Source organism: Streptomyces sp. NBC_01166 (assembly GCF_045039765.1).
Classification (GTDB): domain Bacteria; phylum Actinomycetota; class Actinomycetes; order Streptomycetales; family Streptomycetaceae; genus Streptomyces.
Genome location: NZ_CP108614.1, coordinates 206,755 through 225,539, shown reverse-complemented (window position 1 = coordinate 225,539; position 18,785 = coordinate 206,755). Strand labels below are relative to the sequence as shown.

17 protein-coding genes and 3 pseudogenes are annotated in these 18,785 nt (G+C 66.6%); 16 read left to right on the top strand and 4 right to left on the bottom strand.

Going from position 1 to position 18,785, the window contains the following annotated elements:
- Positions 1–216 precede the first annotated feature (216 nt).
- Positions 217–822, bottom strand: a complete 606-nt coding sequence (locus OG379_RS40720; RefSeq protein WP_331735406.1) for a hypothetical protein — start codon at positions 820–822, stop codon at positions 217–219.
- A gap of 167 nt (positions 823–989) precedes the next feature.
- Here OG379_RS40720 and OG379_RS40715 point away from each other — a divergent pair, with 167 nt between their 5' ends.
- The 5 genes and pseudogenes from OG379_RS40715 to OG379_RS40695 all read left to right on the top strand — a co-directional run bounded on the left by OG379_RS40715 (position 990) and on the right by OG379_RS40695 (position 4,872).
- Positions 990–2,144, top strand: a complete 1,155-nt coding sequence (locus tag OG379_RS40715) for a helix-turn-helix transcriptional regulator (RefSeq protein WP_331735404.1) — start codon at positions 990–992, stop codon at positions 2,142–2,144.
- 84 nt (positions 2,145–2,228) lie between these two features.
- A pseudogene (locus tag OG379_RS40710) lies at positions 2,229–2,596 on the top strand (fic family toxin-antitoxin system, toxin component).
- A 145-nt stretch (positions 2,597–2,741) separates the two neighbouring features.
- A complete protein-coding gene (locus OG379_RS40705) occupies positions 2,742–3,317 on the top strand; it encodes a hypothetical protein (RefSeq protein ID WP_331735401.1) in 576 nt (191 codons plus the stop codon).
- Positions 3,318–3,468: 151 nt separating this feature from the next.
- Positions 3,469–4,251 (top strand): IS5 family transposase, encoded by a 783-nt coding sequence (locus OG379_RS40700; RefSeq protein ID WP_331735398.1) that lies wholly within the window; start codon positions 3,469–3,471, stop codon positions 4,249–4,251.
- A gap of 231 nt (positions 4,252–4,482) precedes the next feature.
- Complete coding sequence (locus tag OG379_RS40695) at positions 4,483–4,872, top strand: SsgA family sporulation/cell division regulator (protein WP_331735395.1); 390 nt, start codon at positions 4,483–4,485, stop codon at positions 4,870–4,872.
- 702 nt (positions 4,873–5,574) lie between these two features.
- On the opposite strand, the gene OG379_RS40690 is transcribed toward OG379_RS40695, so the two are convergent.
- Positions 5,575–5,976, bottom strand: a complete 402-nt coding sequence (locus OG379_RS40690; protein ID WP_331735392.1) for a hypothetical protein — start codon at positions 5,974–5,976, stop codon at positions 5,575–5,577.
- Positions 5,973–6,303, bottom strand: a pseudogene (locus tag OG379_RS40685) (transposase); the annotation flags it as partial. The pseudogene OG379_RS40685 and the gene OG379_RS40690, both read right to left, overlap by 4 nt.
- 696 nt (positions 6,304–6,999) lie before the next feature.
- Between OG379_RS40685 and OG379_RS40680 the strand changes: the two are divergent.
- From OG379_RS40680 to OG379_RS40650, 7 genes are all read left to right on the top strand, one after another.
- Complete coding sequence (locus tag OG379_RS40680; RefSeq protein WP_331735390.1) at positions 7,000–7,323, top strand: hypothetical protein; 324 nt, start codon at positions 7,000–7,002, stop codon at positions 7,321–7,323.
- Between the two features lie 1,741 nt (positions 7,324–9,064).
- Positions 9,065–9,775, top strand: coding sequence for a hypothetical protein (locus tag OG379_RS40675; RefSeq protein WP_331735387.1), 711 nt, complete (start codon positions 9,065–9,067; stop codon positions 9,773–9,775).
- 573 nt (positions 9,776–10,348) lie between these two features.
- Complete coding sequence (locus OG379_RS40670; RefSeq protein ID WP_331735384.1) at positions 10,349–11,599, top strand: ParA family protein; 1,251 nt, start codon at positions 10,349–10,351, stop codon at positions 11,597–11,599.
- Positions 11,596–12,684 carry a ParB/RepB/Spo0J family partition protein gene (locus tag OG379_RS40665; RefSeq protein ID WP_331735381.1) on the top strand — a complete coding sequence of 363 codons (1,089 nt, stop codon included), beginning with the start codon at positions 11,596–11,598 and terminating at the stop codon, positions 12,682–12,684. Before OG379_RS40670 ends, OG379_RS40665 begins: the two co-directional genes overlap by 4 nt.
- Positions 12,685–12,999: 315 nt before the next feature.
- Positions 13,000–13,838, top strand: a protein-coding gene (locus OG379_RS40660; protein ID WP_405668992.1) for an IS5 family transposase whose coding sequence is annotated in 2 segments (ribosomal slippage) — positions 13,000–13,369 and positions 13,369–13,838 — 840 coding nt in all. Because the reading frame shifts where the segments join, the coding sequence is not laid out codon by codon here.
- Positions 13,839–13,913: 75 nt separating this feature from the next.
- Complete coding sequence (locus OG379_RS40655; RefSeq protein ID WP_331735375.1) at positions 13,914–14,348, top strand: hypothetical protein; 435 nt, start codon at positions 13,914–13,916, stop codon at positions 14,346–14,348.
- A 1,810-nt stretch (positions 14,349–16,158) separates the two neighbouring features.
- Positions 16,159–16,677, top strand: a complete 519-nt coding sequence (locus OG379_RS40650) for a multiprotein-bridging factor 1 family protein (protein WP_405669070.1) — start codon at positions 16,159–16,161, stop codon at positions 16,675–16,677.
- Between the two features lie 39 nt (positions 16,678–16,716).
- Here the strand turns inward: OG379_RS40650 and OG379_RS40645 are convergent.
- Positions 16,717–16,893: pseudogene (locus OG379_RS40645) on the bottom strand (transposase); the annotation flags it as partial.
- Between the two features lie 14 nt (positions 16,894–16,907).
- Here OG379_RS40645 and OG379_RS40640 point away from each other — a divergent pair.
- The 4 genes from OG379_RS40640 to OG379_RS40625 all read left to right on the top strand — a co-directional run bounded on the left by OG379_RS40640 (position 16,908) and on the right by OG379_RS40625 (position 18,674).
- Positions 16,908–17,246: a hypothetical protein gene (locus OG379_RS40640; protein ID WP_331735367.1), complete on the top strand. Its 339-nt coding sequence runs from the start codon at positions 16,908–16,910 to the stop codon at positions 17,244–17,246.
- A gap of 98 nt (positions 17,247–17,344) precedes the next feature.
- Entirely contained in the window at positions 17,345–17,500 is a 156-nt protein-coding gene (locus tag OG379_RS40635; RefSeq protein ID WP_405668989.1) for a hypothetical protein, read from the top strand.
- A 17-nt stretch (positions 17,501–17,517) separates the two neighbouring features.
- Positions 17,518–17,907 carry a hypothetical protein gene (locus OG379_RS40630; protein ID WP_331735364.1) on the top strand — a complete coding sequence of 130 codons (390 nt, stop codon included), beginning with the start codon at positions 17,518–17,520 and terminating at the stop codon, positions 17,905–17,907.
- A 134-nt stretch (positions 17,908–18,041) separates the two neighbouring features.
- Positions 18,042–18,674, top strand: coding sequence for a hypothetical protein (locus OG379_RS40625; RefSeq protein WP_405668987.1), 633 nt, complete (start codon positions 18,042–18,044; stop codon positions 18,672–18,674).
- Positions 18,675–18,785 lie beyond the last annotated feature (111 nt).

Below are 18,785 nucleotides of genomic sequence, written 5' to 3'. Positions count from 1 at the left end.
AGTCCAGATGGGGCCTGAACGGCGAAAGGGACTCATCCGGCGCCAGGGCCGCTGGGATGGCAAGCGAGTCTGCGTGAGCAGATGAGGGTGCAGGCGATGCTGGTGAAGGCCAGGAAGTGGTCGCCGCCGGCGGAGCAGGTTGGCACGACAGCGGCGCGCCCGGGTTCCGGCCGCGCCGCTGACGAGCTGTGGTCAGCCCTCGGGGGAGCCCTCGGGTCAGTGGAGCTTGTTGACAGCGGTCTTCGTCGTGGTGCGGAAGGCGGTCAGCGGGGCGTCCTCGAGGTCGCCCATCTGGCCCCAGCGGACGAGGGTGACGGTGCGGCCGTCGCGGCCGACGGAGAACAGGTGGATGTCGGAGATGCCGATCTGCGGGTCGGCGGTGTCCAGGCTGTAGACCCAGGCGCCCTCCTCGACGGCGAGCTTGCCGTGGGAGGCGCTGACGGCCTGCAGGCCCGGGTTCTGCTGCTCCAGCAGGGGGCCGCAGCCGACGAGGGCCGCGCGGAGGGTGTCGACCAGCTTCACGGCGTCGGCCTCGGTACGGGCGACGGTGGTGACCTGGACGCCGTTGGTGTCGAGCTCGGTGCTGAACTCGCGGTAGCGGGTGTTCTGCGCCGGGATCTTGTACGGGGCGCAGAGGACGCCGCCGTTCTCCGGGACGCCGGTGAAGACCTGGGTGGCGGTCCACGGCGTCGACGACGGCGGCATCTGGGAGGCGGCGAGGAAGGCGGGCTGGGCAGCGGCCTGCGCCGGGGCTGTGGCGAGGGCCGCGAGGCCCAGTGCGGCAGCGGCTGCGGTGGCGAGTGCGGTGCGGAGCTTGTTCATGGTGGTGGATCCCCCGTCGGGTCGTTCGTTCGGTCAGTGCTCAACCAGCGTGGGGCCAGCGCCCGCCGGCTGCAACGATCACGCGCCCACCAGCCGTCCCGGAACCATTCCACCCCCGCTGACGTGCAAGGACGTGAAGGATGGGACGCAGGGTCGAGGGGGATGGAATGCCGAAGGACGCCGCCGTCGAGGAGTTCGCGGGGCTCGTGCACGCGCTGAAGGCGCGGGACGGGAGGAGTTACGAGGCGCTGGGCCGGCGGCTGAGCGTCAGCGCGTCCACCCTCCACCGCTACTGCTCGGGCGCGACCGTCCCGGAGGTGTTCGCCGTGGTCGACCGCCTCGCCCTGCTGTGCGGGGCGGACGAGGAGGAACGGCGGGCCCTGGAGGCGGCCTGGACGGAGGCGGACCGCGCCCGCCGCCGAGCGGCCTCGCCCGCGCCCACGCCTGTGCCAGCCGTGTCGGCCGCGCCGGAACCGGGCCCCGGCCCCGCCCCGAACCCGACCGCGCCGGAGGCGCCCCGCGCCCGCCCCCGTCGTGGCGCCCCCGCTCCCCTCCTCCTCGCCGCCGCCGTCGCCCTCGTCGTGCTCGCCCTCGCCGCCGCCCTGCTCGGCCACCCCACCCGTACGGCTTCCGCCCCCGCTTCCCCCGCTCCGGGGCGGACCGCGGCCCCCCTCCCCTTCACCTGGAGCATCGGTTCCCAGCTCTGGGAGGGCGGCTGCGGGCACACCTACCTCGTGGACCGGGCCCCCCGCGCGGTCGCCCCCCCGCCGGTCGCGGCCGACTCCGGAGCGTGGGCCGGGACGCACGGTGCCGTGCACGGCGGGGAGCCGCTGGTGCGGATCACGGTCCGGGGCCGGTCGCCGTCCGACGCCGTCGTCCTCCATGCCCTGCACGTGCGCGTGGTCGACCGCGCCGCGCCGCTGCCGTGGAACGCGTACCGGATGGACAACGGCTGTGGCGGCGCCGTCACCCCGCGCCACTTCGCCGTGGACCTCGACCGGCCGCGCCCGCTCGCGAGGCCGGTCGACGGCCTTGACGCCTCCGGCGCAAAGGTCCGGAAGATCCCGGCCGTCTCCTTCCCGTACAAGGTCACCTCCTCCGACCCCGAGGAGCTGCTGGTCTCCGCGCGGACGGCGGGCTGCGACTGCCGCTGGTACCTGGAGCTGGAGTGGAGCGCCGGGGGCCGTACGGGGATGGTGCGGATCACGGACGGCGGGAAGCCGTTCCGCACGAGCGGGACCAGGGGGAGGCCGGCGTACGTGCACGACACCGCCGAAGGGCGCTGGATCACAGACTCGGACTCTGGACAGACCGGGTACTGAGCAAGCGCTTTAACTCGATGCCCTGGAGAAGGACCTCGACGTGCGGCACTCCCCCGCATCCAGCCGGAGTGCCGCTGCGTGAGCATGTCCCTGCACATAGACCTCTCCTGGATCCTCGAAGTAGCCGGACGCGCCGGCCACCACGATCCGGCCCCCGAAGATCTGGGAGTCCCCCTAGCCGCCGTCGCCCGCCATCAAGCCCAGCTGCTGGAGACCCCCGTCTACCAGGGTGCGTTCGCCAGGGCCGCAGCCCTGGTGCACACCTTGGAGCGGCTGCGCTGGCTGGAGCAGTCCAACCTGAGCGTGGCCTGCGCCGTCGCGTGTACCTCGAGGCAAGTGGCGTTCCTGTGGCGCCGACACGGGAGCAGCTGTCGGCACTGGCGCATGAGCTGTACGACCCGAAATGCACAGCCGCACGTATCGCGATGCACCTGCGGGCCTGGCGGGATTGAGGCGCGGCCGCGTGTTGGCCGCGGACAACACGCGCTCCGCCACTGTTTAAGAGGTCGTCTCAGTTGGAGGCGAACGGAGCAGAGCCGGAAGCGGGCCAAGGCCCCAAGGTGCCTTTCTTGGGCCAGGTTGTCTCGAAGGCTTCGCATGAACGATCATCAGGCGGTGAACACGGACTACTGGGTGGTGCTTGCGGACACGGAGCGGGAACAGTGGGGGTACGTGCCTCGCCAAACTCTTGGACCGCTGAGTTTCGGCACCAATCGCCACGAGGTCGTGAAGACCATGGCGGAACATGGATTTTCAGCTGCGGAGAGCGAGATCGAGCGCTGGAACCCTCAGCGCGCCCAGTGGCGGGTCGAGCTCCGCAGGTCTGAATCGGACACTCGACCTGCGGTGAAGTGCTACTTCGTGGAAGGCGTGGGCTTGACGTGTGTGCTCGTTGATGGGCTGTGTGGCCCCCAAGTCATCTTTCAGGGGCTGCGCCTCATAGGCCGTGTGCCGTCCGAGCTGGACGCGGAGATGGAGGCACATGCGCTGGAGCGGGACTTGGGCATTTGCTTCTGCCTTGGGGGCGACCTCAACTTGCATGGCTTCGAGTTCGATCGAGGGGCACAGCGCGCGGGCGACGCGGTCGTGAGTTGGGCTTCGTTCTTCAACACGGCGGGAATCGCGGGCACCTCTTGGGACATCACCCCGGCTGAGGTCTGGCACCACGGATAGGTCCCCTGACTTCGGTCGGGTGAGAACGGACCTATGCGGTGAGCCGGCCGGAAACAGGCAAGGGATGCTGGATCGTGAGGGGGCAGGCACCTGGGTAAGCGGTGCCTTGGTGGGCCCATGGCTCGTTGCTCTGGCATGGGCATAGTTGAGCATGCCGGATGGACTGTGGGAGCTCTTCCAGGATGTGGCGCCAGAGGCGCCGACGCGTGCCCAAGGGGGTGGGCGACGGCGGTGTGACGATCGGGCAGTCCTGGCAGCGATTTTCTTCGTCGCCACGTCAGGCTGCACTTGGCGGCAGTTGCCACCGGTCTTCGGCGCCTCCTGGCAGACGGTCCACCGGCGTTTGGCTGGATGGTCCAAGGCTCGAGTGTGGGCGAAGTTGCACCGGGTGGTGCTGGATAGGCTCGGTGCGGACGGCGAGCTGGACTGGACCCGGTGCGCGATCGACTCGGCGAGTGTTCGGGCGGTGAAGGGCGGCCCTTTGACCGGACCGAGTCCGACCGACCGCGGCAAGCTCGGGTCGAAGATTCACGTCATCTGTGACCGCAACGGCCTACCGATCTCAGTGGGCGTCTCCGGTGCCAACCTGCACGACAGCCAGGCCCTGATCCCGCTGATGCGCGGCATTCCGCCGATCCGCTCTCGTTACGGACCGAGACGTCGCCGTCCGGCCAAGCTGCACGCAGACAAGGGATACGATTTCGACCATTTGCGGGCGTGGCTTCGCCGCCGCCAGATCACCCCTCGCATCGCCCGACGAGGCATCGAACCCTCCAACCGCCTGGGTCGCCATCGCTGGGTCATTGAACGAACCATGTCCTGGCTCAATGGGTGCCGCCGTCTGCACCGTCGCTACGAACGCAAGGCCGAGCACTTCCTCGCCTTCGTAGGCATCGCGAGCACCCTCATCTGCTATCGCCGCTGTACCAACTGAGACGACGTCTAAGTAGCTGTATCTCAACGCCTCACCGGGGGGGCAGGTCGAACGAGGGGCCTGGTTGAGTGATCTTCCATGGAACACGCATGTCCGCCTTGGGCGGGGACTGTGTTGTACGACTGCGACCTGCCTGGCTGGCCTTCAGATCCGGAGAGCGGAATCGACTTGCGCGGTCGAGTTTTCACGGCCAGTTCCGTAGGCGGCCATGTCGCACGGAAGTACACGGCCGTGGCGCACGTCAGCGTCCCCGCCGAGATGCCCGCATCGCTGCCCGCAGAGCTGCACTACGACATCACCGACCCCTACGCCGTGCGGCTGTCCATCGGAGGGCCTGCGACGAGACCCGTCGACTGGGTGTTCGCCCGCTCACTGCTCGCGGTGGGCCTTCACCGGCCCACCGGTACCGGGGGCGTGATGGCGATCCCTCTGCCGCGCTGTCGTCCCGACTCCGTGCGCATCGTCCTGAGATCGGCCGCCGGCACGGCGCTGATCGACATCGCGGCCTCCGTGGTCGCCGCGTTCCTGAGGCGGACCGACGCGCTCGTGCCCCCGGGAACCGAGAGCCTTCATGTCGACATGGACCGTGCGCTCGCCGAGCTCACGGGCACGCGGGACTGAGACACGCGGCCACAGCGGTCGGCAGTCGCTGCCGCCATCCCGCGCCTGAGCTCGAACCCGGCGGCACCCCAGACGCGCCAAGAGAAAACCGCGATTGCGCAGATTGCGCAATGCAGGTCAGGCACCAGGTTCTGAGCGAACTAGGGGAGCGTGGCGGCGGCAGAAGCCGTAGAGAAACAGCAGCTCTTTGGCTTGTTGACCGCGGTTAACAAGCCGTGATCCTCGCTTGCTGCAGCACGACCCACTCTGAGTGCCCACCGCTTCTCGATCAGGAGCGGGAGCAGGTGGGCTTCGGCTGGGCCCCCTCCTCGTGCACGCACGCGAGTCCGACCTTCGTGTTGACCGCGGTCAACAGACCAGAGCACCTCTGACTGCCAAGGCCCGGAGAACCGTCCAGCACCGAGTGCGATGGCCGGCCACTCCGGCAGGCTGGGCGAGATCACCAGCCGGTGGTTCATGAACAAGCAGTCTTGGCCGCTCCTGGCGGAGGCTCTGTCATATCGGGTGAACCGTTCATTTCTCACAAACGAGCCAAAACTTGAAGCGCAGAATTGGCCCAAGGGCAGCCGTTTGCGGAGTGGCTGGTGTAAGCGGACCTTGCGAGCCGCTACAGGCCGCCAGAAGGGCACACAGGCGTTTTTTCTCTCGGAGATGGAGCAGTTGGGAGCTGAAACCCTGTCTTGATCGGCTTTCGGGCCGCAATTACACCTCGTGCCACTCCCCCAGCGTGGCAGGCGAGCCCGCCCGGATGAAGTCGCCCAGGAGGTTCCATGCGCGATCGACAGCCAGGACGAAGCCGCCACTGAACTCAGCCAGGTCGCCCATGAACGGCGCTGGGACTACGAAGTCCGCTGCCGCTGTACCGTCGCCAACGAGCAGGGCCGACCGATCGGCATCCTCGAACAGATGGATGACCGCTTGATCATCTTGGAAGCCCAGGGACAGCACGGGAAACTCACTGTCCGACAGCCGGACTTCGGGGTAGCCCTGACCGCCGACACGCAGCCCATCGAAGTGAGCGGCCAGGTCCGCCAGGTCTGGACATCGCTCAGTCGCGGAGAACCGGCCCGCTTCCAAGGCGGTTGCTGTCCATTGCACAATCATCCCCGCGCCTCCTGCTTTCTAGCCGCGTCCTGAGGTATCCAAGGATGTCTTGGTCGGGCAGGGCGCCGACAGCAGATCAAGGGAGTGGCCAAGCCCACGAAGGCGAGGAAGTGCTCGGCCTTGCGCTGCGTAGCGTCGGTGCAGGCGACGGCAGCCGTTCGGTCAGGACATCGTGCGCTCGACCACCCAGCGGTGCCGGCCCAGACGGCCGGACGGTTCGATGCCGCGGCGGGCAATGCGCCGCACGATCTGCCTACAAAGCAGTCATCTTCGCAGGTGGTCGAAGTCGTAGCCCCTGTCCGCGTGGGTTCCGACCGGGCGGCGGCGCTGGATCCAGGGCGGGAACGGGTCGGCGGGATGCCGCACACCCCGAACACAAGAAGAAGAACAGCGTCGCGCCTCCAACGAGTCCTACTCCTGCTGGACCAAGACCTCCGCCGACCCCCGGCTCTGCGCGGCCATCGGCGACCGGTTCACCTTCGGCGGCAATACCCGCCCCATTTGAACCGTGATCAATACACCTAGGCTGCTGGTCACGGCCAGGCAGGTGGACGAGGCGATAGCTGTCCCCGCACCGCGTCTCGACCGGGCGTGGCGGCTTTCCGCTTTGGTCGAGATGACCGAGGGACAGGACCGTGACGAGCGGATGCTGGAGCTCATCGCTCCGAGAGCCCAACAGGCGCGTAGCGCCCGCGCCGCGGGCCAATGGAGCTTCGACGCCAGCAACGCGCAGGAGCTGCATGCCCAGGTCCCTGGAACGTGCGAGCCACGTCAACGAAGCCGTCCAGGTGCTCGGAGCTGACATACCCCCGGCCGTTTCCTGGCCCAGAACACGCTCGTCGCCTATGCCGAGCTTCTTCAGCGCCACGAGCGCCTTGAGGAACTGCGAACACTGAGCACCGGGGAGCATTCGCTGACCGTTCTCCCCCACTACGCCATGGCACTCGAAGACTCTCTGGGCAGGCCAAGCAGGAAGAGGCAGTCCTACGGGGAGTCATCGCCTCCGCAGAAGATTCGGACAGAATGCACTGGGGCCGCCAGGGCCGACTCGACGAGGCCGTGGAGGTGGGTCACCCCACGTTCGACTACCACGATGCCTGCCTCATGGAGGGCGTCATCCACCTCCTGTACACGTCCGGACGCTCTGACGACGCCGTCGCGATGCTCGACGAGCGCGACGCCGAGTTCGTCGAAGAGCACCCTTCCTGGTTCCACACAAACCCCGGCTCTGGCTGTTGGGTGACGCCGGCCGGTAAGAAGGCCCTTGCCTACTGCGACTTCGCCCACGGAGTTGTACGGACTGACGTCCAGCATCGCAAGGCTCCTGGAGCAGTCGGGGCGCGTTGAAGCGGCCCTCACCCTCCACAGAGCCGATGCCGACGTACCGGCGTGGGAGGTGGCCGAGCTCCTGATCAAGCAGGGACCGCGCCGCCGAAGCGATCACCAACATGCCAGCCACCTCCGAACTCCATGAGGTCAGTCGGCACCGTGACGCCAATCGAAGAGCCGCCCACTCCCCCAACGACCCTCCCTCCTAGCCAGCCGGTCGCTACTCCCCCGATACACGTGGCCCCACAGCTCCGGACCGGGCCCCCGACCAGCACCCCGATTCCACACCGGCTGTGACCCCAAGCCTCGTCCCTATACGCGCTCGGTCTGGAGCAGCGAACCGTCTTGTGATCTTCCGCCCTCACCGTTAACCGGCTCCGACGGTCCCTGCCCCGCCGTTCTCGACTCTCAACGTCCCGAATCCCAAGGGCACGCACGAGGTCACGCCGGACAGGATCGGACCGGCTCGGTCGGCGAGTGGTACCCCCAGGGCATCACCGCCGATCTATCTCACTATCAGCCCGAGCAACAGCACCGGAAACTGTGCTGCCCTGCCCGATCGCCGACCAGACCCTGGCGTTCATTACACACACCGGCCTTCTCCCAAGCGGGACTTCCGCAGCAATACGCACCTGCGGTTGTGGCACTCCCCCGGTCAGCCGCTGTGCCTCTACGTCTTCACGCTCAACACCCTCACTCCCCCGCCGGGACGCGACGATCCCGACGTCCCCGCCTGGACCGAGAGCATCAGCTAGGTCGGCAGCGCAGAAGGCTCCGGAGCCATCGCGCAACGCTTCGCCGAATACGAACGCCGCCACTCCACCGGCAGCTCCTGGGTATCGAGGCGCTGCGCAGGCACCAATACCTGCGAGCATCTCAGTACGGCCCTCACCGCCCGCCGGGAAGGGCGGTAGTGGGGTTCAGGGAGTCAGCCCCAGCCCGAATCCCGCATGGAGATGGCAAAGCGAAGCGAAGGGCGCGATCTCGCGCTTCACCAGCCTCATCGAACTCCGGCAAGGTCTACCGGCTCGTCGGCTTGGGGTGGCATCGCGCCCTCAGCGGTGCGGGCTATGTAGTGACCAGAGCATAGGAGCACCGGGCAGCCAACGCGGCTTCACAGGCATCGCTGGCGAGGGCCCATTGGGCGTTGGTGGTCTCTTCGGATTCTGCCTGTCGGCACCTGTGGCCGTGCATCGTTCACTTCGTCGCCAGCAACTACCTCCCGCGCTCCCATCCTCCCCTTCGGTCGATGAGCAGCATCTGAACCGAAGCGACTCCCGGAACCGGGGTGTAGACGCCCGATCTCCATCGTCCTTGTGTCTCGAACAGTCGAGCTCCAGAGAGTTGCCAGACCGCACCCAGGAGGTTCTGGCCCGATTGGTCGCGCCTCCATCGCCCGGATAGGTCATCCGTGGAACGGCTGAGGGCTTGAACTGACCCGCTGGGCCAAGCAAGAGGCTCGCTCCAGACTGATGTCCAACGTCCCATCCGCTAGTGACCGGCACGGTTATCACGGCGTGATAGCTCAAGCAGCTGAGATGCGGGGAATCGATGTCCGCCCCTGTGCCCTCAGGCGAACTGGAGATGCGCCAGAGCGCAGCCCCTGACGTGCCCGTGGCAGCTACGCGTAACAGGCAACGTTGGCCCTCTCGACCGAGCCTGAGGGCCTGTCCACGGCCGCTCCTTGGCAGGAGTTGTCGGGGGCCAATGCGATGCTGGCGCCGACAGCTCCGCTCCCAGCGACCATTCAGGGGTTCCGATGAGTGAACAGTCAGCGTCTGACCTGTCTTCGGTCGACCTCGATGCCGCTTGGTGCGCCACCGACCTAGGCAAGTACCGTGCCTGCCGATACACCTACGAGCACTACTCCCTCGAGAGTCTGCCGCCACTGGACTCCAGCCAGTTCACGGGTGCCTTCGGATGGCTCGGGAACGCCGGCGACCCCATCCCTCGGCAGGTCATGAAGCTCAGCGACCTGGCAACAGACTTGGCCGCAAAGGGCCTCTCCTTGCCGCAGGATTTCGTCACGTTCCAGACCACCGAGAATCTGTACGGCTCGCTGGACGAAGTCTCGGTAACTGGGTGCTGGACGGATCTCTCGGCGCCGCTGTCCAGTCCGGTCGAGCCCGATGCCTTCCTGGTGCGGTTCTTCCGGGATCAGCAGGACTGCGTCATCTGGTACCTCTACCTCCGCCCGATGAGCGAGGCGTTCGTGGTGTACTCCGACCTCGACTACGAGATTGAGTACGAGGCGCGGCGCGACGGGGAAGAGACACAGACCGACCTCGAGGATGCAGAGGAGCAGAGGGCCGAGATCTTGTGGTGTGCGCCGTCGTTCGAAGAGTTTGCCCATCGGTTCTGGCTCGAGAACCGGCTCTGGCATGCGGTCAACGACGGTGAACTGCCAGTGCTCGAGCCGCGGCTGCAGGATTACTTGAATCACTACGCATCGCCTGGAGCTCCCATGTGACCGTGCCATGAGACGGCATCCCTAGGACTGTGAAGTCTCCCTCAGCGTCTTGTGAGTGTTGCGCTCGCAGAGCGAGGTGATGATGCCCCCGAGCGTCTACCGAAGCGCCGAGGCGTCCCCCTCCTTGACCCTCCCCCGAAGATCGCAGGCTGAGGGTCTTTCTGTTACCGGGTCGTCGTGCTTACATGCTCTATCCCCACCCACCATCGCCTTACAGGTCCGCCGCGGCGGGGCGGGCGCCCTCTCGGCGTCGAAGCAAGAGGCCTTCTTGCCTGGCTCGTCGTCACTCGCTCTGACCGCGTACGTCGTAGACCTTGCGCGCTCCGATCCTCGCCGACGTGATTGGTGGATGCGGTGAAGCACCGTTGGCCTATCACGGCGTGATAGGTCGACAGTGAGTGCGCACCTATCACGCCGTGATAGGTGCGCAGTTCTGATGCGCCCGTGCGGGTGGCACACAGCAGGGTAGGCAGGGCAGCTATCACGGCGTGATAGCCCATGAATGCAAAAAAACATGCCTAGCTAACGCGTGGCGTAGCAAGTCGATCTCTCGCGTTAGTAGAGTGTCGGACTATGACGTCACCTGACACCAGCGGCGACCGCGAGAAAGTCGTCTCCAAACTGCCCTCCTGGCTCCGCCAGGAATTGAAGATCCGTGCTGTTCAGCACAACCTCGACATGCAAGACGCCGTAGAAGCTGGCATCGAAGCGTGGCGCGGCCTCGGATCCAACCTCAGCCCCATCGACACGAGCGGCGCCGAGTCCTTTGCTACCTTCCTGCCAGCCGAGCTCTGGTCAGGATTCCGCGCCGACTGCAAACTCCGAGGCGTATCCCTCATCCAGGGCCTCGCGCAGTCCGTGCAAATGTGGCTCGACATCAATCCCGCGCCAGCCGTGAAGCGCCCCGAGATCGTCCGCCGCTTCATCGTCTGCAACCAGAAGGGCGGGGTCGGCAAAACCGCCATCACCGCCGGCACCGGAGAAGCCCTCGCAGAATCCCCCACCGCGCTGGTACCCGTACGCGTCTCCAAGCACTTCGCCGCTCTACTCACCGCAGACGAGACCAGCACCCAGGACCCGCTCGCCCTCGAAGACCTCCCCGGCCTCGGCCAGCGAGTACTGCTCGTCGACTTCGACCCCCAGGGCCACCTCACCCGCCAGCTAGGACAGGAGCCCCTCCCCATCGGTGGGGACTCCCTCACCAATCACATGGCCGGAGAGGGCAAGGGCGAACTCCGCGACCTCATCGTCCCCATCGACGAAGAGCGCTTCGGTGAGCGACTCCATCTCCTGCCTGCCTGCACCGACGCCTTCCTCCTCGACGTGCGCCTCGCATCTGTGCGAGCACGCGAGGCTTCCCTGGAACGCGCCCTCTCCCCCATCGAAGCCGACTACGACGTCATCCTCGTCGACTGCCCGCCCAGCCTCGGCCTGAGCATGGACGCCGCCACCTACTACGGACGACGCCGCCCCCAGGAATCCCCTGGCAACTCCGGAGCTCTCATCGTGGTGCAAGCCGAGGACAGCAGCGCCGACGCCTACGGACTCCTCACGTCCCAAATCGAGGACATGCGCACCGACCTCGCGCTCGACGTCGACTACCTCGGACTCGTCGTCAACCACTACGACGCCCGCCGCGGCTACATCGCCACATCCTCCCTACAGTCCTGGATGGACATAAAGGATCCCCGCGTCGTCGGCGTCATCGGAGACCTCAAAGAACAGAAGGAGGCCGTCCGCGCCAAGCGGCCCCTCCTCGCCTACGCGCCCCGCTGCGACCAATCAGTCGCGCTGCGCGCCCTCGCCCGGGAGATCAGCAAGTGAGCAAGGCCAAGAACCTCGGCGCCGGAGCCTCCTTCGCACAGGCCCGCCCCATCAGTGCCCGCCGCGCCGCCATCGGCGCCGCCACTGGCGCGCCCACCGACGGAGTTCCCGACCCCACGGAACTCCCCCTCGGTGTCATCAGCCAAAACCCCGACAACCCGCGTGAAGAACTCCGCGACCTTGACGGACTTGCCGACAGCATCCGAGAAATCGGACTCATCAACGCAATCACGATCGCCAGCGTCGAGGCATACCTCGCCGAACGCCCAGACCGGGCAGATGACCTCGACGAAGGCGCCCGCTTCATCGTCATCGACGGCCATCGCCGACTCGAAGCCGCCCGGCTCGCCGGCGCTCCGAAGATCCGGGTCAGCGTCGACAACGCCCTCGTCTCCACCGACGAATCCCTCCTCGAAGCAGCCTTCGTCGCCAACGTTCACCGCGACGACATGAACCCCCTCGAGCAAGCCCAAGCGCTGCGCAAGCTCGTAGAGTTCTACGGTTCACAGAACAAGGCAGCCAAGAGGCTGGGCATCGGGCAATCGACCATCTCCTCGAAGCTGTCGATCCTCGACCTCGACCCCGAGCTGCAGGCCGACCTTGTCGCCGGACGTCGAAAGATCGAGCACGTGCGGAACTTGGCCAAGCTGGCCCCCGAGGAGCAACGACAGAAGGCGGATGCCCGAGCTGCTGCATCCACAGAGGCGAAGTCCCCTGTCGCACCCCGCGCGGATGTGATTCAGGAAGCTGCCCTGCCACAGCCTGAGACACCGGCTCCTAGCCCGATGACGCCGGTGGATCAGCCACAGCTATCACGCCGTGATAACTCCGCCGCCGCCGGGAAACCAGAGACCACCCCTGAAGAATTGCCAGCCCAGCGCACGGAAGCCGACAACCACCAAGCGGACGTCCCGGAGCTTGCACCGGGGGAGTCGGGCTTCGCTCCGCTGGTCCGCGTCACCAACATGCCGTGGCACGACGGTGACGCCGTGGCGGAACTCGTACTGAAGAAGATGGACGCCGAGCAACAACAAGTACTTTTGTCGCGGCTTCGCAGCGTACACAGCGAGGCGGCCAGCAGCTGAGCCGCAAATCTCTGAGGTCGAACGGAGGGCTCGAGAGTGGGGTACCCGGGCGTCGCCCCGCATGTCGGATGTGGGGCCGCCTCGGGACCGGCGGGCAGACGGCCCACCACGATCGGCAGCTAGCCCCGGCATATGTGCGAAGTGGCCAGGGCCAGTACGAGCGCCGCCCCGTCATCGGCAACGCATGGTTCGGCGGGTCGGCTCGGCGACCTGCCGAACCACGAGTCCACCCGGCTCTCCCCGAACACAGCTCGATGGTTCGTTAGGACCAAGAGGTCCTAACAGAAGCCGTTGATCATGCGACTGTCGGCTTGGATGCTCGTTGGGTCATCCGTAGCAAAAAGAAACTCCCGGCCGTGGATCGTCTCGGATGAACTGCTCATCGAGCCGTTGTTGCCGGTCCCGGTGCCGAAGATGCCTGCAGGCAGGCCGCGAGTGCCCGACCGGCGGGCTCTGTGCGGGACCCTGTTCGTGCTGCACACCGGCATTCAGTGGGAGTACCTGCCCCAGGAGCTCGGTTTCGGGTCCGGCATGACGTGCTGGCGGCGCCTTGCCGCGTGGAACGAGGCCAGGGTGTGGGACCGGCTCCTTGCAGTCCTGCTGACGAAGCTGCGCTCGGCGAGGCAGCTGGACTGGTCCCGGGCGGTGATCGACTCCACCCACGTCCGGGCTGCCCGACGTGACCCAAAAGCGGACCCAGCCCGGTCGACCGAGCACGTCCGGGCAGCAAGCACCACATCCTTGTCGACGGGCAGGGCATCCCACTCGCTGTGTCGCTGACCGGCGGAAACCGCAACGATGTGACGCAGCTGTTGACTCTGCTTGCGAGGATCCCGTCCGTAGCGGGCCTGGTCGGCAGACCACGACGCCGGCCGGACGTGCTGCTGGCCGACCGGGGCTACGACCATGACAAGTACCGCCGTCTCGTCTGGGCCCAGGGCATCAAACCGGTGATCGCCCGCCGCGGCATCCCGCACGGCTCCGGCCTTGGCGTCGACCGCTGGGTCGTCGAACGCACCATCGCCTCCCTCCACAGCTTCCGGCGCCTACGCGTCCGCTGGGAAAGACGCGACGACATTCACGAAGCCTTCCTCGGCCTCGCCACCTGCCTCATCACCTACCGCCACGTCCAACGCCTCTGCCAGGATCCTTGATCCGCAATTCGGTCGACAGTTCGTCACATCCTCGGCAACGATGCGGTGCCGTCGAACCTTCACCGGGGGCCATCAGTGTCGTCCAGGACCGCAGACATCGACTTCACCTTCGCCCACGAGCTCACGGTCCGCGCCAGCATCACGGCCTTGGCCGCCACCGGTTGGGCGCTGGAGGATCCGCTCTCGTTCATGGTGAACGACGACGACGACCTATACGACTGGCGGACCACAACCCGCGACCACACGCAGGATGTCTTGGCCATCCTTGACGCACCCGAGAACGCGAACCACCACGTGGCCGTCTGCATCTACCACGGGAAGGCGAGCACAGGCGGTCAGCTCCTGTTCTTCCCTGGCCGCATGACCTGCAGCTTCCTCCCGACCATCAACCGGCGGCGTCTACCTGACTCGGTCGAGTTCACCGACCTGAGCTGGTACATGCACACACTCGTGCCGCCCCTGCTGACGGTCGGGCTGAAGAGCTACGAAGCATGCGACATCGGTCACTGAAGCCGCCTGATCGATCAGCCCCCGAACCACGCAAAGGCCTTGTTGGGACCTCTGAGTCCGAAGTTCCTCTACGTGAGACCTGCGGACGAGTGGCATGGTCCACGGCCATGGCAGACATAGGTACGAAGGTTTCTACGACAGCCGGGGTGCTGGCAGGAAGTGGGCTGACAGGCCTGCTTGCCGCTCTAAGCGATCGCCGCAGGCTTAAGGATGCTGCCGCAGCACAGGAAATTGAACGGTCCATGAGCACGCGCGCTGGCTTCGCGAGAGGCGGGCCCAGACCTACCGGGAACTCCTTGAGGTAGCCCACGACACCAAGGTCACGATCCTCGCACTGTCACGCTCCGCAGAGACTATGGAGGGCGGGCCCCTCAGGAGCGCTCTTGAGGACGCTCATCGTCGCCTTGTACGCTGCCGCCGCCTTGTCACATTGGAAGGGCCCGATGAGGTCGCGGTCACTGCGAAGGAATTCGAGGACCAGATCTGGCGGATGTACCGGGCCGTTCGCAATGCCCTCGACGAGGGTTCGACCCCTGACGAAGTTCGCAGAGTCGGACAGACACAGAGCCGCATGGCCTCGCAGACCGAGGCCGAGTTCGTACAGTCCGCACACCAGATACTGCAGGCAGCGACTTGAGAGCTCAGTAGCGGTGGGCTGGGGGAGGACCGTCAGGACGCCGCCCCAAGTCTCTACGGCACGTCGCCGACCGAACCATCGGATGCCCGAGCAGCTGCTTCCGCTGTGCAGAAGCCCTCGACCGAACCCGGCGGGGGAGTGAAGAGGCTGTCCCCATCCTGAAGCACCAGCCCCCACCCCGAGGAGGACGGTGGACCAGCCAGAGCTATCACGACGTGATAACTCCGCTGCCTCCGCGCCAGCAGAGTCCGCCCCTGAGACTTGCCTCCCAGCGCTCGGAAGCCGACAGTCAGTACGCGGATGTCGGAGCTCACACCGGGGGAGTCGGGCTTCGCTCCCCTTGTCCGCGTGCCAAGTTACTGACCGAACGTCGGCCCCCCTCGTCTAGCGCGGGGCCGCCAGACTGGCTGACAGACGGATACGTCGAAAAGACAGCTGGCCCCGCGTACGTGCGAAGTGGCCGCGGGGCCAGGGCGAGCGTCGTCCTGTCAGAGCGCTCAGGCCGACCGTACGGGGGGGCACCGGCAAAGCGCATCTGCTGGCATCTCGCGCTGCCGCCGCCGGGAGGGGGAGTTGTCTCGGGAACAAGGCCCGGCAACCGTGGGCCACGCCCGATCGTCGGAGAACGGGAAGAACGAGCCTGAACACGGCCGACCTCTACACGGCGGAGCCCCCTCTGTGCCAGCAGTCCGCAACCACGTCAAGCCCTGACCAGCGAAGGAGGACGCCAACGACCAAAGGTTTCAGGTCCCACAAATGCCTGAGTCACGGTCGGTGTCGCTAGTGACAAGCGCCGACTATCCAACCGCTGCTTGCACCGTCGGTGCTGCCAACGCAATGCAGGCGCTGGTCGCCCCCGCAACCACGCTCAAGGCTGTCAACTCGCGCAGAACTCGGCGAAGTCTGAATCGCAGTAGCCTCACTATCCCCACCCTTCACTCGCATAGCCTTGTGAACAGGCGCTCAACTACCCGCAAGCGAACTGAACATGCCGCCGACTAGTGCCGCATCAGGCAACGTTCGCCCCGCCGTGGGAGACTGCTCCGTCGACTGGGGGAGAGGGTGGCCGTGGAGACTGCCAACCGCGCGCTGACGGCGGACGTGATCACGGCGCTGAGGTACTGGCCCGGTGTCATATGGGGAGGTCAGAAGAATCCTCCGGACCCGGTGGACATGACCGTCCTGCCGCCCTTCTTCAACCAGACGCTGCAGGACCTTCCGTGGTGGAACCGCGACTGGAGAGTCGACCGCGTCCAGCCGAGACATCCCGTAGAGACCGGGGATCACCGCTGCGATCCCGCCGTGAGGTTCACCGAGGTGTCGATCCCGGGAACGGTCGCCTCCGACAACGGCGAGAGCCTGCCGTTCGTCGCGAAAGTCGGGTTCATGGGCGACCAACTCATGCGCTTCCAGGCCAAGATCGGTGACGTTGTCATCGGCCCGGCCGTTTCCCCTGCCGGGCGGTCGGAGCCCCATCCGTTCGGACGGTTGCTCACCGGGTTGATGGACCAGCGCGGGATTCCGGTCAGGGACATGGCTAGGGCCGCCGGACTGTCGATGTCCACCATCCACATGCTCCGCCGCGGACACAATCCGAACTTGCTGCAGGCCCGCCTGATCGCCGGGATCCTGGACATGTCCGAAGCGGACGTCAGAGTCATCGCTGGACTCGACGACGGTAGTACGCAGTAGCTGACAGGTGGCAGCGCACAATAGGGAGTTGGCGCTGCGTCAAGCGACGTTCGCCCTGGTGACGACTTCGCGTAGGCGCTCGTCGGCGGCGTGCTTGTTCCGCCAGATGATGTAGCGGCGGATCATGCTGCCCTGGGCCTCGTGGCTGGGATGATCGGTGCCGTCGAGGGCGAAGTAGCGCAGGGCGGTGAACTGGGCCTCGATCCGGTTGAGCCAACACTAGGTGGACGGTGTTCGGGCCCACGAACGCCCTGCTGCACGCGGTCTCGGTGGAGATGACCGATGGCGACGCGACCGAAGCGCTCCGCCTGGCCGACCGGGTCGATACCGACCGGCTCCCGTCGAGGGAGCGGCAGTTCACCTTCGGACTGGAAGTCGCCCGCTGCTACGACCTGCGCCGCGACGATGCCGCCGTGCTAGTGCAACTGCTGGAGCTGGAAGCCCTCGCCCCGCAGGACCTTCAGCGCAGCACTTTGGGCAGGAGCCTGGTCGTCTCTCTCGTTGGCCGGGCCCGCCCGGCCTACCGCAGGCAGGCCACCGCGCTGGCCGAGCGCCTGACCCTCCTCTGAGCTCTCCCGGGCCCTCAGGCGACCCGGACTCTCAGCTCGGGTCGCGGCCCGCTCCTCGTCGTACGGTCACACCTCGAACCACGGCCAGGGGGAGCGGGATGGACACGGGCAGCGCTGCACGGGAGAGGTCAGCAGTGAAATTCGAGGGCGCCATGACACCGGCCGGTGCGGACTGGGACGCGATCCGCGTACCGCGCTTCCTGGGCCTGCAGGTCATCGAGGCCTCGGCCCTCAGGTCGGTCCGGTCATCGTGAATCCGGGAGCCCGCACCATGTACTTCCTGGTACCTCCCGGCACCACCGACGCCTGGACCGCGATGGCCCCCGCCGCAGTGCTCGGCGAGGGAAGCCACGTGTTCCTGCCGGCCCGGCAAGAGCAGAGACCACCCGGTCCTTACTGGCTCACTCCCCGCCAGCAGCCCCTCGCCGACACCCCCACTCTGCGCAGGACCCTGGAACCCCTCCTGCGCAGCCACCCGGGAACCGCTCATGACCCGCGGCTCGACCTGGCCCGCCTGACCTTCGGGCAGGTCAAGGGGTGGAACTGCGCACTGTGTGGCGCACGCCTGCACGCCGACCGGTCTCTGGGTATCCACTGCTCCGGCACCGGACTCCTGACCGAAGCCACCGAACTCTGGGCCTGCGCACCTGTCTGCCTGTGACGGTCAGAAACAGACGCTTTCACGTGATCCGGTCCTCTGCGGACGCACGAGCAGCCGTAGTTCTTCCTCGCTCCTCGTCCTCTTCTAGAGTAATCGGCATGCCGATATCCGTACATGCGCTTGCACACCGGCCGGTGACCGCGGCTGTCGTCGCCGAGCTCGTTGCCCTACCAACTGTGGCTGCCCCGGACACCGACGACGCAATGGCTGCGGAGGTACAGCGGCGTGGATGGAGCTGGGAACACGAGTTGGTCTGCGACTCCGTCAGGACCCGGGACGGACATATCCTGTGCACCGACGGCTATGAGCCGTTCGGCCGCCCTGATGCCCGGCGCTTCCTTGTCTTCGGCGAGATCTATCCCGTCGACCCGGAGGACGACAGCATGGACAACGGCCCCTGGCTGTACGACATCATGGACGACTGGCAGCAGCTGCCCGGCTGGAGCGGCCGCCGGCCGTCCACAGACCAGGCCTGTGAAGCAGTTCTCGCCGAGGCGGCACAGGCCGTGACCGAACACCTTGGGTCAGGTCCGGAGAGGACACTGCTGTCGTCCGCAGCCATTGCCACCGGCCCACCCCTGACCCACCGCATCTGGCGCACCCCAGCCCACGCTGTGATCCTCGGGCCACATGCCGACAACGGCCCCTACGCCTATCTCACCCACCTGCAGCTGTCCCTAACACCCCTTACTTGCGGCCCCGACCTCCCGTCCGCTGACGACGAAGACGGCCTGACCGCTTGGATCAGCACTCACGTCGACTGGTGACTCCGCCTCCGGCGCGGGCGTGCGTCTCCGAGCCCTTTGTTACGTGGTGACGACCAGCACATATGACCGCCTGTCAAGTGCCTTACGGCCCTGGGAGCATGAGGGTGTAAC

What these genes read in the sequence shown, in the direction of transcription:
- OG379_RS40720 (WP_331735406.1), bottom strand. Translation starts at nt 822, where the DNA reads ATGAACAAGCTCCGCACCGCACTCGCCACCGCAGCCGCTGCCGCACTG.
- OG379_RS40715 (WP_331735404.1), top strand. Translation starts at nt 990, where the DNA reads ATGCCGAAGGACGCCGCCGTCGAGGAGTTCGCGGGGCTCGTGCACGCG.
- OG379_RS40705 (WP_331735401.1), top strand. Translation starts at nt 2,742, where the DNA reads ATGAACGATCATCAGGCGGTGAACACGGACTACTGGGTGGTGCTTGCG.
- OG379_RS40700 (WP_331735398.1), top strand. Translation starts at nt 3,469, where the DNA reads ATGCCGGATGGACTGTGGGAGCTCTTCCAGGATGTGGCGCCAGAGGCG.
- OG379_RS40690 (WP_331735392.1), bottom strand. Translation starts at nt 5,976, where the DNA reads ATGATTGTGCAATGGACAGCAACCGCCTTGGAAGCGGGCCGGTTCTCC.
- OG379_RS40680 (WP_331735390.1), top strand. Translation starts at nt 7,000, where the DNA reads ATGCACTGGGGCCGCCAGGGCCGACTCGACGAGGCCGTGGAGGTGGGT.
- OG379_RS40675 (WP_331735387.1), top strand. Translation starts at nt 9,065, where the DNA reads ATGAGTGAACAGTCAGCGTCTGACCTGTCTTCGGTCGACCTCGATGCC.
- OG379_RS40670 (WP_331735384.1), top strand. Translation starts at nt 10,349, where the DNA reads ATGACGTCACCTGACACCAGCGGCGACCGCGAGAAAGTCGTCTCCAAA.
- OG379_RS40650 (WP_405669070.1), top strand. Translation starts at nt 16,159, where the DNA reads ATGACCGTCCTGCCGCCCTTCTTCAACCAGACGCTGCAGGACCTTCCG.
- OG379_RS40635 (WP_405668989.1), top strand. Translation starts at nt 17,345, where the DNA reads ATGGACACGGGCAGCGCTGCACGGGAGAGGTCAGCAGTGAAATTCGAG.
- OG379_RS40630 (WP_331735364.1), top strand. Translation starts at nt 17,518, where the DNA reads ATGTACTTCCTGGTACCTCCCGGCACCACCGACGCCTGGACCGCGATG.